Origin of the sequence: Virgifigura deserti (assembly GCA_003576685.1) — a bacterium.
Lineage (GTDB): Bacteria > Pseudomonadota > Alphaproteobacteria > Dongiales > Dongiaceae > Virgifigura > Virgifigura deserti.
In genome coordinates this window covers 258,652-273,784 of the sequence record QOZR01000003.1, presented here as the reverse complement: position 1 = coordinate 273,784, position 15,133 = coordinate 258,652, and the positions used below count along the sequence as shown (strand labels likewise).

The 15,133-nt window shown below is 65.3% G+C and carries 14 protein-coding genes; all 14 read right to left on the bottom strand.

All coding sequences use genetic code 11. The features are described 5' to 3' along the window. Positions 1-4 precede the first annotated feature (4 nt). Positions 5-1,012, bottom strand: a complete 1,008-nt coding sequence (locus tag DT069_RS06890; protein WP_119459543.1) for a polysaccharide deacetylase family protein — start codon at positions 1,010-1,012, stop codon at positions 5-7. A gap of 183 nt (positions 1,013-1,195) precedes the next feature. Continuing rightward, positions 1,196-1,363, bottom strand: coding sequence for a 50S ribosomal protein L33 (gene rpmG / locus DT069_RS06885; RefSeq protein WP_119459542.1), 168 nt, complete (start codon positions 1,361-1,363; stop codon positions 1,196-1,198). 84 nt (positions 1,364-1,447) lie between these two features. Continuing rightward, positions 1,448-2,134, bottom strand: a complete 687-nt coding sequence (locus DT069_RS06880) for an NUDIX hydrolase (RefSeq protein ID WP_119459541.1) — start codon at positions 2,132-2,134, stop codon at positions 1,448-1,450. Between the two features lie 31 nt (positions 2,135-2,165). Continuing rightward, entirely contained in the window at positions 2,166-3,776 is a 1,611-nt protein-coding gene (locus DT069_RS06875; RefSeq protein ID WP_119459540.1) for a S41 family peptidase, read from the bottom strand. A gap of 256 nt (positions 3,777-4,032) precedes the next feature. Then, positions 4,033-6,420 (bottom strand): ribonuclease R, encoded by a 2,388-nt coding sequence (gene rnr, locus DT069_RS06870; protein WP_119459539.1) that lies wholly within the window; start codon positions 6,418-6,420, stop codon positions 4,033-4,035. Between the two features lie 6 nt (positions 6,421-6,426). Next, entirely contained in the window at positions 6,427-6,732 is a 306-nt protein-coding gene (locus tag DT069_RS06865) for a cupin domain-containing protein (RefSeq protein WP_119459538.1), read from the bottom strand. 28 nt (positions 6,733-6,760) lie between these two features. Next, complete coding sequence (locus tag DT069_RS06860; RefSeq protein WP_119459537.1) at positions 6,761-7,510, bottom strand: sulfite exporter TauE/SafE family protein; 750 nt, start codon at positions 7,508-7,510, stop codon at positions 6,761-6,763. A gap of 192 nt (positions 7,511-7,702) precedes the next feature. Next, positions 7,703-7,831 (bottom strand): GIY-YIG nuclease family protein, encoded by a 129-nt coding sequence (locus DT069_RS24905; protein ID WP_425450086.1) that lies wholly within the window; start codon positions 7,829-7,831, stop codon positions 7,703-7,705. Between the two features lie 114 nt (positions 7,832-7,945). After that, positions 7,946-10,639, bottom strand: coding sequence for a type I DNA topoisomerase (topA, locus tag DT069_RS06850; RefSeq protein WP_119459536.1), 2,694 nt, complete (start codon positions 10,637-10,639; stop codon positions 7,946-7,948). Positions 10,640-10,699: 60 nt separating this feature from the next. After that, on the bottom strand, positions 10,700-11,866 hold the full coding sequence (gene dprA / locus DT069_RS06845) for a DNA-processing protein DprA (protein ID WP_119459718.1): 1,167 nt from the start codon (positions 11,864-11,866) through the stop codon (positions 10,700-10,702). Between the two features lie 72 nt (positions 11,867-11,938). Next, positions 11,939-12,724: an ABC transporter permease gene (locus DT069_RS06840; protein WP_162913024.1), complete on the bottom strand. Its 786-nt coding sequence runs from the start codon at positions 12,722-12,724 to the stop codon at positions 11,939-11,941. Beyond that, positions 12,721-13,518: an ABC transporter permease gene (locus tag DT069_RS06835; protein WP_119459534.1), complete on the bottom strand. Its 798-nt coding sequence runs from the start codon at positions 13,516-13,518 to the stop codon at positions 12,721-12,723. The genes DT069_RS06840 and DT069_RS06835 overlap by 4 nt, the downstream gene beginning before the upstream one ends. Beyond that, positions 13,515-13,964, bottom strand: coding sequence for a GNAT family N-acetyltransferase (locus DT069_RS06830; RefSeq protein ID WP_119459533.1), 450 nt, complete (start codon positions 13,962-13,964; stop codon positions 13,515-13,517). The genes DT069_RS06835 and DT069_RS06830 overlap by 4 nt, the downstream gene beginning before the upstream one ends. Next, complete coding sequence (locus DT069_RS06825; protein WP_425450069.1) at positions 13,961-15,007, bottom strand: ABC transporter ATP-binding protein; 1,047 nt, start codon at positions 15,005-15,007, stop codon at positions 13,961-13,963. Before DT069_RS06825 ends, DT069_RS06830 begins: the two co-directional genes overlap by 4 nt. Positions 15,008-15,133 lie beyond the last annotated feature (126 nt).

The window sequence follows — 15,133 nt, the reverse complement described above, 5'->3', positions numbered from 1 at the left end:
CCGGTCAGTACCACCAGAGGCGGTCATTTACGTAGTTTTGTGCGGCCCGCATAAAGCCAAAGACCGGTGATGTCTGCAGGTGCGGATCAGTGCTGCCGTCGCTCGAGAGCCATCGGTCGGCGCCCTGAGTGAAGGAACAGGAAACAAAATCCTGGTCGTGCTCCTGCAGGAACCGGCAGAGGCTGACGAGCCGCTGCTGATTGATACGGTTGCGCCGGAGAACTTCATATCTAAAATTTCGCTTCTTGACGAACTCGAATGGGTGCGTCAGCAGGACCACAGGCGAGACACCTGCTTTCCTGGCCTGCCAGAGCAGGGATTTGAGCTCCGGCCAGGAGCTGCCTGTGATCGTCAGTGTCCGGCCGTGACCTCCGAAACCCGATCGAAAGTCGCTGTAGGTCAGGATCGGCAGCTCCAGGACGTGCCGGATCCAATGGCGTCCGCCCCGGAGCTGGAGATCGGATTGGGTCGGAGTATAAATGCTGAGGCCGATGTTGGAGCCTATCGGGATACCAGCTGCCGCGGCAACGTCGTACAGCGTCATGTCGGCACGTAAGCTGCCGGCCCGAAGCGCAATCGGCTTTGGCACATCCCATCGCTCGAAGGCTGCCAGCCCCTCTCGCACGATTTCAAGCAATTCGCCATATTGACGTCCGGCACAGGAATCATTCGGGTGAACCGCTTTGATCGCCTGTTGCCATTGCGGATTCCGGAATGTCAGCCAGCAGGGATGGAGATGAAGCTGAACGTCGTGCCCGGCCGCTAATATTCTTCTCGCGATTGCAGCTATCGGCTCATCGCCGAAATAGGCGGTGTTGAGAGCCTCCACGAAGAATGTCGCGGATATCCGGTGCTCGGCGAACGTCTCGATCAAGAAACCGAGACCTTCATCCCGTCCGTCGACCGGGCAGTTGACGACCTGTTCCCTCAATGGGGTGTAGCGGTCCGGATGGGTGAATGCACCACCGATGCTGAATTCCGTATCAATCGTAACGCAGACTTCGGTACGCATATCCGCTGATTTCCCGTTGCGCGGAAGCGACCCCCATTTAATTATAGTGTGCACTCATCGGTTCGGGCAGGCGTTCGCCTGCGCTAATGCGGTCAGGCTCGTCAAGTCGCGGTCTGTGCTAGACCGCCAACAAAAAAGCCGCCCAGGGGGCGGCCTTTTTCCATTCTGTAAAGACGGGTACGGCTACTTGATCTTCGCTTCCTTGAAGGCGACGTGCTTCCGCGCGACCGGGTCGTACTTCCGGAATTGGAGCTTTTCCGTGGAGGTCCGCGGGTTCTTCTTGGTCACATAGTAGTAGCCGGTGTCCGCCGTGCTCACCAGCTTGATCAGCACCGTGTTCTGCTTGGCCATGGCCTTGCCTCGATCGACTAGGGAATTCTCAAGCGGCGCACCATACAGCGGGCTTGGGCCAAGTCAAGGGATTCGCTTAAGAGCCTAGGGGGAGGGGGCCTCAGGGCCGGATCGCCGCACCGTGGCGGAATCCTTCCGGTAGGAGTAGAGCGGCGCCGGTTCGCTGCCGACGCACACCCGCTGCGTCCATCGGCGCAGTGCCTCTTCGAGAACGAACGTCGTCACGTCGACGGTCGGCAGATGCGCCATCTCCCTAACCAGGCGCCAGGCAAGGTCCTCGAGCTCGCCGTTTCCGACCAGCGTCCCGGTCGCCTCGGCCCCGTCGGCCATGAAGAACCGCGTATTGTAGCGGCGCCGGGAGGAGGTCGGCGTGATCGCTCGGCAGACATAGTCCATCCGGGCGAAGTTCGGTGCCGCCCCGGCCCCGGCGAAGGCCTGCCAGACCGGGTCGTCAGCCGGCTGTATCGCGGTGCCGCAGGTCTCGGCGCCGGCCAGCAATAGACCGGTTTCTTCGAAGGTTTCGCGGATCGCCGCCCTCAGGAATGCGGCCGGATCACGCCGGCTGCCGCGGCGGAGCTGCCGGGCGACCGCCGGCTGAACCATCTCGGCGAAACCGGAAGGTCCGGAGTCTTCCGGATCGACCCGGCCGCCGGGGAACACATAGATGTCCGGCAGGAAGGCGGACCGGCAGTGACGCCGGCCCATCAACACCTCCGGCCCGCCCCCCAGATCGCGGATCAGGACCAGCCCGGCGGCATCGACGGGCCGCACGGCCCTCTCCCTGCCCATCCGAGGCAAAACCCTAGGGCTGCGCCTGCGACAGGGCCGGCTGCGTCGACACTGTAAATTTCGGCGGGTCGGCGAGGTGGATGGCACGCTCATAGAGTGCCGGTTCTTCCAGAAGTGCGAGCGCCACCTGAAGATCGACCGCTTCCTCGACCTTGCGGAGCGGGCAGGCCGCTCGCAGCCGGTCGAGACCCGAGGTATCTTCCGGATCGGCGGCGTTGCGGAGGACTGTGGGCACGGGGACGAGCCTGCCGCCGCGCAGCGCGCCGATCAGATGGCTCGCTGTGTTGTCGGCGCTGTTGGTGCAGATCGACGGCAGCACGCCGAGGTGATGCAGAGTATAGCCCGACGGCGCATGGAACCGCGCCCAGGTCAGGGTGAGCTCACCCTGGTTCGGCATCCGCAGCACGGTCTGGACTGTACCCTTGCCATAGGAATTGCTGCCGATCACGACGCCGCGCCCGCTGTCCTGCAGGGCCGCGGCGACGATCTCGGCCGCCGATGCGGAATTGCCGTTGATCAGCACGACGATCGGAAGGCCGTCGCCGTAGTCGCCGCCGCTCGCCTCGAAATATTGATGGCTGTCGGGATGGCGGCCGTGGGTCGAGACGATGCGTCCGCGCTCGAGAAACAGGTCGGCGACCGCCACGGCCTGATCGAGGAGGCCTCCCGGATTGCCGCGCAGATCGAGGACGAAGCCCTCCAGGTCATCGCCGACGTCCGCCCGGGCGTGTATCAGCTCCTTCCGCAGGCTCTGCGCCGTTTCCAGGTTGAAACTGTAGACCCGCAGATAGGCGATGTCGCCTTCGCGCCGGTATACCACGGTTTCGGGCACGATATGGGCCCGCGTCACGGCGACGGCGCGGGACGTCTTCGCGCCGCTGTGGCGAACCTCCAGATCGACCGGAGTCCCGACTGGCCCCCGCAGCAGATCGACGACCGCGTCTTGGTCCAGCCCGTCGACCGGGAGTCCGTTGATGTGCGAGATGACGTCATCGGCGCGAAGCCCGGCCCGCTCAGCGGGCGTGTAATGCATGACGGATACGACGCGCACGGCGTCGTCCCCGACGGCGATGCGGATGCCGATACCGCCGAAGCCCTCGCGCGAAACCCGATTTTCGAAGGCCTCCGTCGCGCTGGCATAGCGTGACACGCCGTCGAGGCTCGACAGGATGCCCTCGAACATCGTCTCGTACAGAGCCTCGCTGGAGGTGCCGCGCAGGTGCGGCGACACCGATCGCGCCGAATCGACGATGTTTGCGGTGAGAATGCCCCAGGCCGCCCCGTCATCGTGCGCGGGCGTCTCGAACACGGCATGCGCGTCTCGATCGACCAACAGGATCACGCTATCGGCTGTCCGTTTCACCGAAAGCTCCGGGTCGATGGTTGACAGTCGCTCCAGCCCGGCCATCGTTAAAGTTCCGGGATCGACCGGCTCGATATAGATCATTTCGATGTTTTCGTAGCCGGCGGCGAACATCTCGCGGTCTGCGAGCAAGCTATTGTCGCCGGCGGGTCTTTCCGGCATGCCGCCGCAGCCGACGACGGACAGCAACAGAAGTGCCGCTAAAGGCCTTATCACGACGCCTAGGCAGGTCTTCCGGACGGCGGCTTTGTTCAAACGCATGCCGGCTCCGTCCTGGTCCGTGGGGGCTGGGTTATCCGACGTACCATCCGTCACTTTGGCTTGATTTCGACGCAAGAGCAGGAAGCCGACGCTACCATCGCGCAACAGCCCAATGCTGCGCAACAGCCAACTTACGGGAGAATGGAGAACAAACTATTGAAGGGGGGTTAACACCCTGGATTAACAGTTTGCAATCTCTAGAATTTTTTCCATTGCGAGTCGGCGTGACGCGTTGTTCCTGCTTGCCCTGCGGCGATCAGCGCCGAGGCCGAGGGGGGGTCGCCTTGCCGGATTTCGATCGCGGCGGTGCCTTGCTTCGCTTTCCGGAAGGACCCGTCTTCCCCGGCGGGGTCTTGTCCGGCTTTGCCTTCTTTCGTACCGCTTTCCGTGCAGCTGCCGTCGTACCGGCCTTAGCCGCTCCCTTGCGCCGGGGGCGCGCTTTCAGGGGAGGCTTCGCGCCGCTCGCGGCGCTCTCTGAAGGGGCCCCATCTTCGTCGAGTTGCAGGATCAGCCCGCCGGTCACCGGTTCCGCTTCCATCAAGCGCGCCTCGACCGGATCGCCCAGGCTGTAGACCCGGCCCCAGCGGCGGCCGACCAGAGCATGTCGGGCCTCGTCATGATCGTAGAAGTCGGCCGGCAGGGTGCTGATCGGAACCAGGCCGTCGGCGCCGCTGTCGAGCAGGGTGACGAACAGTCCGAAGCGCGTCACGCCGTTGATCCGGCCGTGAAAGACGGCGCCAACTTTGTCGGCGAGGAATGCGGCGGTATAGCGGTCGACCGCATCGCGCTCCGCCGCCGCGGCACGGCGCTCAGTCATCGAGATATGGGCTCCGATCTCGGTGAAGCCGGCGCCGGCCTCCGGCGTCAGCCCGCCCTCGCCAAGGCTGCAGCCCGACACCAGCGCGCGATGGACCAGCAGATCGGCGTAGCGCCGGATCGGCGACGTAAAATGCGCGTAGCGGGGCAGGGCCAGCCCGAAATGGCCGATATTCTCAGGCGCGTAGACCGCCTGCGCCTGGCTGCGCAGCACCAGTTCGTTGACCATCGCGGCATAGGGCGTTCCGGCAACGCGTTCGAGAAGCTGCGTGAAGGTCTTCGGCCGGATCACCTGACCGCGCGCCAGCGACAGGCCGAGGCTGTCGAGAAATTGCCGCAGCGCCTCGATCTTGACCGGATCGGGTGCGTCATGGACCCGATACATGGCCGGCTGCCGCTTCTCCTCCAGGGTTTCGGCGGCCGCGACGTTGGCGGCGATCATGAACTCCTCGATCAGCTTGTGGCTATCGAGGCGCAGCCGCGGTTCGATCCGCTCGACGTGGCCATCCTCGCCAAGGATCACGCGCCGTTCGGCAATGTCGAGCTCGAGCGTGCCACGCCGCTCGCGCGCCATCTGCAAGGCGGCGAAGGCGTTGTAGAGCGGCGCGATCACCGGCTCGACGAGGGGGCCGGTCATGTCGTCCGGCGCGCCGTCGCGGGCCTGCTGAACCTGCTCGTAGGTCAGCCGCGCGGCCGACCGCATCAGCCCGCGTATGAAGCGGTGCCGTCGCTTCTTGCCCTCGCGATCGATGATCATCTCGACGGCGAGGCAGGGCCGCTCCTCCTTCGGCTTCAGCGAGCAGAGGCCGTTCGACAGCGCCTCCGGCAGCATCGGCACCACCCGGTCCGGAAAATAGGCCGAGTTGCCGCGCTCATAGGCGGCGCGGTCGAGCGGGTCGCCCGGCCGCACGTAATGGGACACGTCGGCGATCGCGACGAGCAGGCGCCAGCCGCCGCGGTTGCGCGGATCGTCGTCCGGCGCGGCCCAGACGGCGTCATCGAAATCCCGCGCGTCGGCGCCGTCGATGGTGACGAGCGGCACCTCCCGCAGATCCGTCCGGTTGCCGAGCGCGACCGGTTGCGCCGCCTCGGCCTGTTCCAGCGCCTCGGGCGAGAATTCGGTCGGGATATCGTGCTCGTGGATCGAGATCAAGCTGATCGACCGGGCATCGCCGAGGCGGCCGAGCCGTTCGACGACCCGCGCCTGCAGCCAGCCCAGCCGGTGGGTGTGCAGCACCTCGGCCTGCACCAGCTCTCCCGGTTCGGCGCCGTCGGCATCCTCCGTGGCGACCCGAAAGTCCGTCTTGACCCGTCGGTCGGTCGGCCGCAGCCGTCCATCGCCGTCCGGTCCGCGTTCATAGATGCCGAGCACCCGCTTCGGCGCGCCGGCGAGACGGCGGATGGTCCGGCCCTCATAGACGTCCTCGCCGGTGCGGGCAAGGCGGGCCAGCACGCGGTCGCCGCGTCCCAGCGCCGGCGTGCCGGGGCGGTCGGGCGCCATATAGATGCGTGGCGGCTCGGCGTCGGCCGGCCAGGCCACGGGCCGGGCCAACACCTCGCCGTCCGGGTCTATGCCGGTGACCTGGACGACGGCGACGTTCGGCAGCGCACCCGGCCGGGCGATCCGCCGCTTGCGGCCGCGATCGACCTGGCCGTCGCGCTCCAGCTCCTTCAGCATCGCCTTCAGCGGAATCCGGTCGGCGCCGGTGATCTGGAAGGCGCGGGCGATCTCTCGCTTGCCGACCGGCGTCGGGCTCTCGCGCACGAAGTCGAGAATCTGCTGCTTGGTGGGCAGCGGCGCCTTTTTTTTCTTTTGACCGTCGGCCATACCGGACTAATCCGAAGCTGGAGTCTTAAGTTCCACCTCGACGAAGACGAATTCGTGATCATTGACGTTGATCACGTCATGCTCAACGCCGACCGGCCGGTAGTAGGAGCGGCCGGCGACGAGATCCGCCACCGTTTCCGTTCGGCCGTCCTTCAGCAGAAGCTTCCCCGTGGTCATCGGCACCACGACATAGTCATAGTCATGCCGATGCCAGCCCGTGGCCGCGCCGGGCGCGAAGCGCCACTCCGTCACCCGCACCCGGTCGTTGTCCGCCTGCACCGTCGGCCGTGCCGCCGTCTGATCGTCCGTCATATCCGATCCAGTCCTTTTCGGGTTTCCGTCACCAGATCGCGCGCCGTATCAGGTTCAGGCCGACCAGGAATAGGCCGACGAGAACCAGATTGCGGAACAGCGCCTGGTCGATCCTATTGCGAAGCCGTCGGCCCAGGAACATCCCGGCGAAGACCGGCAGGCAGGCCACGATGGACAGCCAGAGGAGCGTGGCGTCCAGGACGCCGCGCGCGAGCAGCAGCAGTGTCAGCGGCAATCCGGCCGAAAAATAGGCGATGCCGAGCGAGCTGATGAACAGGTCCTTCGGCAGGCGCAGCGCGGCGAGGTAGATCGCGATCGGCGGACCGAAGCTCGCCACCAGCCCGCCGAGCAGCCCGGCAACGACTCCGACGGCGGGACTTGCCCAGCGCTCCCACCTGGGCGCGATCGAGAAGTCGGGCGACAGGGCCTGAATCAGCGCCATCGCGCTGATCAGCGTGCCGACGATGGCGTAAAGGGGGCGCGCCTCGATCTCGACAAGAAGCCCGGTTCCCACCACCAAACCGATCACCAGCGCCGCCAGCAGGCTCCAAAACCGCTTCAGCGTCGGCCGAATCTGCGCCGGATCCGCGCCCTGCCAGAGATTCGCCGCCAGGATCGGGATCGCCTGCAGCCCGACCGCCGTGGGAACGGGAACCACCGTGACCAGGATCGACAAGGCGATCAGCGGCAGCGTGACGCCGATGACGCCCTTGACCAGACCGCCGAAGAAGAACGCCGCCATGCCGACCAAAATTTGGATGAGGGTCAGGTCGGTCAAAGTCCCCGGCCTTTCCTCATTATCATGCCCGGGCTTGACTCGGGCATCCAGGACTCAGCTGTTGAGGCGCTCATTGAGGTCGTCCCATGCGGGGGGTTCCCTTTCGATCAGGGCGATCTTCCACGAGCGACTCCAATGCTTCATGGTCTTTTCGCGCTGGATCGCCGTACGGATGTCGTTTGATGTTTCGAATCAGACCAACTTATCGACACCGTACCCTTTGGTGAATCCTTCGACCAGCCCCTGCTTGTGCTCGTGCACACGCCGGGAAAGATTGTTTATGACGCCGGCATATAGGGTGCCGTTTCGCCGACCCGCCAGAATATAGACCTAGTACGTCTCCATGGCGTAAGCGGAAGAGAACTGTACGCCCGGGTCAAGTCCGGGCATGACAATTTCCACAAATCTACTTTATTCAGTAGCGAAGGAGGGGCGTCAGCTCTCCGACTCGGCGGCGCCCGATGCCGTCGCGGCTTTCCGGCCGGGCGCCTTGGGCTTGGCCTTCGCTTTCGCCTTTGTCTTAGCCTTGGCTTTCGGCTTCGCGGCGCCATTGGCAGCGCCGTTGGTTTTCTTGGCGGGTTTCTTGCCCTTCTTCTCGGCCTGGGCGGCAAGGATCTCGACTGCCTGGTCGATCGTCAGGGTGTCGGCATCCATCGATTTCGGCACCGAGGCCAGCAGCTTGCCATGGCGCAGATAGGGCCCGTAGCGGCCGCTATGGAGCGTGATCGGCTTGTTATCCGCGGGATGCTCGCCGACCGTGTTGCCGGTGTCGCCGCCGCGCCCCCTGGTCTTGACGTCGGCCAGCAGGTCGACCGCGCGGTTGAGGCCGATGGTCAGCACGTCCTCGTCGCGGGGCAGCGACTTGTAAGCGGCGCCGCGCTTCAGATAGGGGCCGAACCGGCCGATGCCGGCGGTAATCGTCTCGCCGCTTTCCGGATGGCGGCCGATCTCGCGCGGCAGCGCCAAAAGGGCCAGCGCCTTGTCGAGGCTCAGCTCGGCGGGCGACATCCCGCGCGGCAGCGAGACCCGTTTCGGCTTCTCCTTGGTCTTGTCCTTAGCCTTGCCATTCCCGTCGCCGTTCGCCGGGGTCTCGCCGAGCTGAACATAGGTGCCATAGGGCCCCTTGCGCAGGCTGACCGGAAGGCCGGTCGCCGGGTCCTGGCCCAGCTCCTTCGGGCCGGTCAGCTCGGCATCGGCCTCGCCGTTCTCGCCTTCGATCGCGAGTCGGCGGGTATAGCGGCATTCCGGATAGTTGGAGCAGCCGACGAAGGCGCCGAACTTGCCGAGCTTTAGGCTCAGCCGCCCATTCTGGCAGGCGGGGCAGGCGCGCGGATTGGCACCGGTCTCGCTCTCGGGGAAGAAATGCCGGCCGAGCTCCTCGTCGAGCGTCTCGATCACCTGGCCGATGCTGAGATCCTTGGTGCCTTCGACCGCCTGGCTGAAGGCGCTCCAGAATTCGCGCAGCACCGTCTTCCAGTCGATACGGCCGCCGGAGATGTCGTCGAGCTGCTCCTCGAGCTCGGCGGTGAAGTTGTACTCGACATAGCGTTCGAAGAAGCTGGTCAGGAAGGCCGTGACCACGCGCCCGCGGTCCTCGGGGATGAAGCGGCGCTTGTCGAGTCGGACATAGTCGCGGTCCTGCAGCACCTGCAGGATCGAGGCATAGGTCGAGGGCCGGCCAATGCCGAGCTCCTCCAGCTTTTTGACCAGGCTCGCCTCCGAATAGCGCGGCGGCGGCTGGGTGAAATGCTGCTCCGGAAGGATCGCCTCGCGGGCCAGCCGCTCGCCCTGCTCCAGCTTCGGCAGCCGACGCTCGCTCTGATCGTCCTCGGCCGGGTCGTCCCGGTCCTCCTGATACAGCGTCAGGAAGCCGTCGAACACCAGGGTCGAGCCGGTGGCGCGCAGCGTGGCGCCTTTCGCCGAGGTGTCGACCGACACCTGATCGAGGACGGCGCTCGCCATCTGGCTCGCCACGGTGCGCTTCCAGATCAGCTCATAGAGGCGGAGCTGGTCTCGGTCGAGCACCCGGGCAACATCCTCAGGCCGGCGCGATAGGTCGGTGGGGCGGATCGCCTCATGCGCCTCCTGGGCGTTCTTGGCGGCGGTCTTGTAGATGCGCGGCGACTCCGGCAGGTATTTCGGGCCGTAGCGCTGCTCGATCAGCCGCCGGGCGCCGGTGATCGCCTCCTGCGAGAGTTGAACGCCGTCGGTCCGCATATAGGTGATCAGGCCGACCGTCTCGCCGCCGAGATCGACGCCTTCATAAAGGCGCTGGGCGATCTGCATGGTGCGGCTGGCGCTCAGGCTCAGCTTGCGCGAGGATTCCTGCTGCAGGGTCGAGGTGGTGAAGGGCGCGAAGGGGTTGCGCCGGACCGTCTTGCGCTCGATCGAGGCGACCGTGAACGGGTCGCCAGCCTCGAGCCGCGCCACCGCAGCCTTGGCCGTTGCCTCATTGGCCAGGTCGAATTTGTCGAGCTTGCGCCCGTCGAGATGAGTGAGGCGCGCGGTGAAGACGGTGTCCGCCGCGGTCCGCAGCCGCGCATCGACGGTCCAGTACTCGCGCGGCTTGAAGGCCTCGATCTCCGCTTCGCGCTCGCAGACAAGCCGCAGCGCCACTGACTGCACCCGGCCGGCCGAGCGGCTGCCCGGCAGCTTGCGCCAGAGCACCGGCGACAGGGTGAAGCCGACGAGGTAGTCGAGCGCGCGGCGCGCCAGATAGGCGTCGATCAGCTCCTTGTCGAGGGTGCGGGGATGACGCATCGCGTCGAGCACGGCGTTCTTCGTAATCTCGTTGAAGACAACGCGCTTAACATCCACATTTTGCAGCGCTTTCCGCCGACGCAGCTCTTCGGTGATATGCCAAGAGATCGCCTCGCCCTCGCGATCCGGGTCGGTCGCCAGAATCAGCTGGTCGGCGTTGCGGACCGCTTTCGCGATCTCCTTCAGCCGCGTCTCAGCCCTCGCATCGACTACCCAACTCATGGAGAAGTCCTCGGCCGGCAGGACCGAGCCGTCCTTGGCCGGCAGATCGCGGACATGGCCGAAGCTCGCCACGACCGTGTAGCCGGGGCCGAGATATTTGTTGATGGTCTTCGCCTTTGCCGGCGATTCGACGACGACGACGTTCATGAGCCTCACGCTTCGAAGCGGGCTTTTAGGCCCGAAATCTGGGCCAAAGATGGGTATCGGCTAGTTAAACAACAATGAAACCTTGTTGCCCGGATGCCGCTCCAGGCGTCCGGCCAGCTCCATCTCCAGCAGTGCCGTTCTCAGGACGGGGCCAGACAATTGGCATCGGCGAAGCAGTTCGTCAACCTTAACAGGGGTGGCGCCAAGCTGGGTCTCGAGTTCGGCGCGGGCGGCGTCCAGCGCCGAATCGGCCGGCGTGGCGCCGGCCCGGCCGTTCATTGATCCGTCGAAGTCGGGTGCCAGCCACTCGGTCAGCAGGCCGGGTAGAGGCTGGGGCGGGCGGTCCGCAGACAGCATGTCCTTCAGCGCCTCCAGGACGTCGGCCGCCGATTCGGTCAGGACCGCGCCCTGGCGGAGCAGGTGGTTGGTGCCCCGGCAGCGCGGATCGAGCGGCGAGCCCGGCACCGCCATCACCTCGCGGCCCTGCTCGAGGGCGAAGCGGGCGGTGATCAGCGAGCCCGAACGCGGCGCCGCCTCGACCACCAGAACGCCGAGCGACAGGCCGGAGATCACCCGGTTGCGGCGCGGAAAGTGGCGTGCCAGCGGTCGCGTTCCGGGCGGCTGCTCGGCCACGACCAAGCCATGGGCCGCGATCTCGCGATAGAGCCCCTCATTCTCGGGCGGGAAGGGGACGTCGACGCCCCCGGCCAGCACGGCGACAGTGCCGCCGGCGAGGCTGCCCTTGTGCGCGGCGGTGTCGATCCCGCGGGCAAGGCCGGAAACCACAACGAGCCCGGTTTCGCTGAGATCGCGTGCGATGTCCTCCGCCAGCTTTCGCCCGTTCGCTGAGGCGTTGCGCGCGCCCACCACGGCGACCGCCGGGCGGGCGAGCAGGCCCGCATCGCCGAGCAGGGAAAGGACGGGTGGCGCATCGTCGACCGCCGCCAGCGCCTCCGGATAGCCCGGCTCGGCGCTGGCCAGAAAGCGCCCGCCGATCCGGGTCAGCGTCTCGATCTCCCGCTCCGCCGCATCGCGCGGGCAAAGCCTCAGCGGCGCCCTCCGGCCGCCCCGCCGCGCCAAGTCCGGCAGGGCGTCGAGGGCCGCCGCCGCTGTGCCGAAATACCCGAGAAGTTCCCGGAACGTGACGGGGCCGACCCCGTCGCTGCGGATAAGCCGCAGCCAGTCGACCATCTCTTCATCGGTAAGCGGGCGGCGCGGCATGAGCATGGCGGCAGCCTGCCCGAGGGGGTGCGGCCGGTCAATCGGATTCAACCGCAGGTTGGGTAGTCGGTCCTCGGCCTAACTGCTCGCGCTCGTGTAGCTCGCCACGGCCAAGCGCCAAAGGCCGTGGCTGAGCAGCAGCGCGAACACCGCCACCAGGACGCTGCCGGCCGCCATGCCCCCGTCGAGCCGGCCGGCGGCGGCCGAGGCGGGGACGGTCGTGGCGAAGGCGATCGGCAGGATGAAGGTGAGAAAGAAGCGCGCCCACGGCGGAAAGGCCGAGACCGGGAAGCGGCCGGCCGTGAAGAGCGAATAGAAGAGTTCCGGAAGGTTGTCGACCTTGATCAGCCAGAAGGCGGTCGTCGTCAGCATGCACCAGATGGAATAGACGATCGCCGCGGCGGAGGCGAGCAGCACCAGGGTCAGGGCCAGGGTCGCGACGCTCAGGGTGTCGAGCACGGTCATGGCATAGCCCAGCAGGAAAACGCCGGTCGCCAGTTCGGGCAGCTTCCACAGGCGGATATAGCGGAAGGAGACGAGGAACTGACTGCTGACCGGCTTCAACAGCATGAAATCCATGTCGCCCTTGCGGATATAGTCCGGCAGTCTGTTGAAGTTCGGGTAGAGGAAGAACTCGATAAACCCTTCGAGGATCATGAAGACGCCGAGCAGCGACAGCGCCTGGGGAAACGACCAGCCGCCGATCGCATCGGCATGATCGAAGATCGCATAGAGAACGAGAAGGCCGGCCGCGAAGGAGAGCAGCGCATTCACCGCATCCATGACCAGATTGATGCGGTACTCCATCTCAAGCTGAAGCGAATTCGTAAGAAAGATGCGTAATAGGCTAAAATAGCGTGTCACGCGCCCACCGCCGCATATTGCCTCAGCCCTCTGCGCCAAAGAAGCTGCCTGAGGCCGATGAACAGGAGAATCCACAGGATCTGGACGACGAAGCCCTGCAGCAGCGCCGGGCCGGGGAGGTTTCCCAGCAGGATCTGCACAGGAAAGTTCAGAATGTAGGCGAAGGGCAGGAACGCCAAAATCTGCTGCACCGGCGCCGGGAACAGGTCGAGCGGCACAAGGGCGCCGCCGAGGACGATATAGAGCGTGAATATCAGATTGCCGAGCGCCGCCGCTTGGTCGGTCCAGAAGGCGAGCAGGCCGACGCAGTAGAGCATATTGAATCGGATCACCCAGGCGCCAGCGACTGCCACCGCGAAGAAGGCGAGATTATCCGGCCTCAAGGGCAGTATGGCACCCGTCACCGCGAAGCCGAGCAGCGCGACCGGCAGCGCGATCGTCAGATGCATGCCGGCGACGGTGAGATGCTGCGCCGCGAACATCCAATAAGGATCGAAGGGCCGCAGCAACCGTGGCGACATCTCGCCAAGGCGGATCTCGCGATCCAACTCCTCATAGACCCAGGCGACCGTCACCTGCCGGACGAGAAAGACGATCAGGAAATAGGCCGCGAAATCCGTCGCGCTATAGCCGCCCATCGGCCCGGCCTCGGCCAGCCCCATCCAGATCATCATCATGATCAGCGGGGCCGTCCCGGTCAGAATCCAAACCAGGACCGACACGCGATACTCGGCCATTTCGGCCGCAGCGGTGCCGAGCAGGGTCCGGACGAGGCGCAGGCGGCGCGCGATCATTGACCAGCTCTCGTGCCGTCCCACCGCATATGGACCTTGTAATGCTCCTCCTGTGTCTGCCGAAAGCCAAGCCGCTCATAGAGCCGCCGGGCGGGATTGATCTTGACGACGCTGAGCGTAACGGACCTGCCTCTGTTGCGAGCGTCGGCCATGAGCGCCGTCAGGACATGGGTACCGATGCCGCGCCGCTGGAAGGCGGGTACGACGTAGAGCTGGCCCAGATTCACTGAGTCGGGCATCTCCTGGACCTGCAGCCAACCAACATCCTGGCCGTCGGCAACGATGATCATGCTTTCGATGACTTCGAATTGGCGGGCGAACTTCGCCTGTTGGCTTGCTTCGTCCCAGCCGAAGAGCGCATCGATGATCCAGCGCATCGTCTCGAAATAGAGGCGTTGCGCGAACGCATAGTCTTCGGATCTGGCCGGGCGCAGCTCGAGCTTCATGACACGCCTTGGGCAGCCTCGGGGCGCAATGCCGGCTCAGTCGCGATCCCGCGAAAAATCTGCCCGACGATCTCTTCGATCGGCACCTCCTCGATAGCGATGTCGGCGACCGGCAGGTCGTTCAGAAGTTGCGCCGCAATCTGCGTGACCGCGCTACGCTCGACCCGCAGCTCGGCCTGGAGGTCGTCGCAGCCGTGCAGCTCGCCGTAGCGGGCCAGGACGGTCTCGGGCTGCGGCTCGCGGAACTGCAGCTTCAGAACCTTTTGCGGCGCAATGCGTTCGGCCAGGCTCTTGAAGTCACCATCGAAGACGAGGCGGCCGCCGTCGATCACGAGGATGCGCTTCGCCAGGGCGGTGACGTCGGCCATGTAGTGCGAGGTCAGCACCACCGTCGCGCCGTGCCGCCGGTTGTAGTCTGCGATGAAGTCGCGCACCGCTTGCTGCATGTTCACGTCGAGGCCGATGGTCGGCTCGTCGAGGAACAGCACCTTGGGCTGATGCAGGAGCGCCGCCGCCAGCTCGCACTTCATTCGCTCGCCGAGCGACAGCTTACGCACCTGCTTGTGCAGGATGCCGTCGAGCCCCAGCATCTTGGCAAGTTCGCCGAGGCGCCGCCGGTAGTCGCTTTCGGAAATATCGTAGATCGCCTGGTTGAGCAGGAAGGAATCGGCCGCCGGCAGATCCCAGATCAGCTGCTGTTTCTGACCCATGACGAGCGTGATGTCGGAGAGGAAGGGGCGCTGCCGGCGCTTCGGCGTGAAGCCGGCGACGGCGACCTCGCCCGCGGTCGGGTGGAGCAGGCCGGAGAGCATCTTCAGCGTCGTGGTCTTGCCGGCGCCGTTCGGGCCGAGAAAGCCGACGATCTCGCCCGCGCCGATCTCGAAGGAGATCTGCTCGACGGCCTTGACGATATGGTGCTTGCGCCGGATGAGGGCCTTGAGGCTGCCGACGAAACCCGGCGCTTTCTCATGCACCCTGTAGTGCTTGCTCAGCTCCTTGACCGAGATCATCGGATATCCCGTGTTCGGCATCGGGGCGCTCACTATCGCCATCCTGGACCGCTACAGCGCGTACGGTCCATGAGGGAATTATTTTAACAACAATATACTTTTCTAAATCTGTCGGGTACTTTTAATCAAGCCATTTGTTGCTAAAATGGGCAGAATCCA

Excerpts from the sequence above, each read along its gene's own strand:
- topA (WP_119459536.1), bottom strand. The coding sequence starts at position 10,639 with ATGAACGTCGTCGTCGTCGAATCGCCGGCAAAGGCGAAGACCATCAAC.
- DT069_RS06835 (WP_119459534.1), bottom strand. The coding sequence starts at position 13,518 with ATGATCGCGCGCCGCCTGCGCCTCGTCCGGACCCTGCTCGGCACCGCT.
- DT069_RS06865 (WP_119459538.1), bottom strand. The coding sequence starts at position 6,732 with ATGACGGACGATCAGACGGCGGCACGGCCGACGGTGCAGGCGGACAAC.
- rnr (WP_119459539.1), bottom strand. The coding sequence starts at position 6,420 with ATGGCCGACGGTCAAAAGAAAAAAAAGGCGCCGCTGCCCACCAAGCAG.
- dprA (WP_119459718.1), bottom strand. The coding sequence starts at position 11,866 with ATGCTCATGCCGCGCCGCCCGCTTACCGATGAAGAGATGGTCGACTGG.
- DT069_RS06830 (WP_119459533.1), bottom strand. The coding sequence starts at position 13,964 with ATGAAGCTCGAGCTGCGCCCGGCCAGATCCGAAGACTATGCGTTCGCG.
- DT069_RS06890 (WP_119459543.1), bottom strand. The coding sequence starts at position 1,012 with ATGCGTACCGAAGTCTGCGTTACGATTGATACGGAATTCAGCATCGGT.
- rpmG (WP_119459542.1), bottom strand. The coding sequence starts at position 1,363 with ATGGCCAAGCAGAACACGGTGCTGATCAAGCTGGTGAGCACGGCGGAC.
- DT069_RS06875 (WP_119459540.1), bottom strand. The coding sequence starts at position 3,776 with ATGCGTTTGAACAAAGCCGCCGTCCGGAAGACCTGCCTAGGCGTCGTG.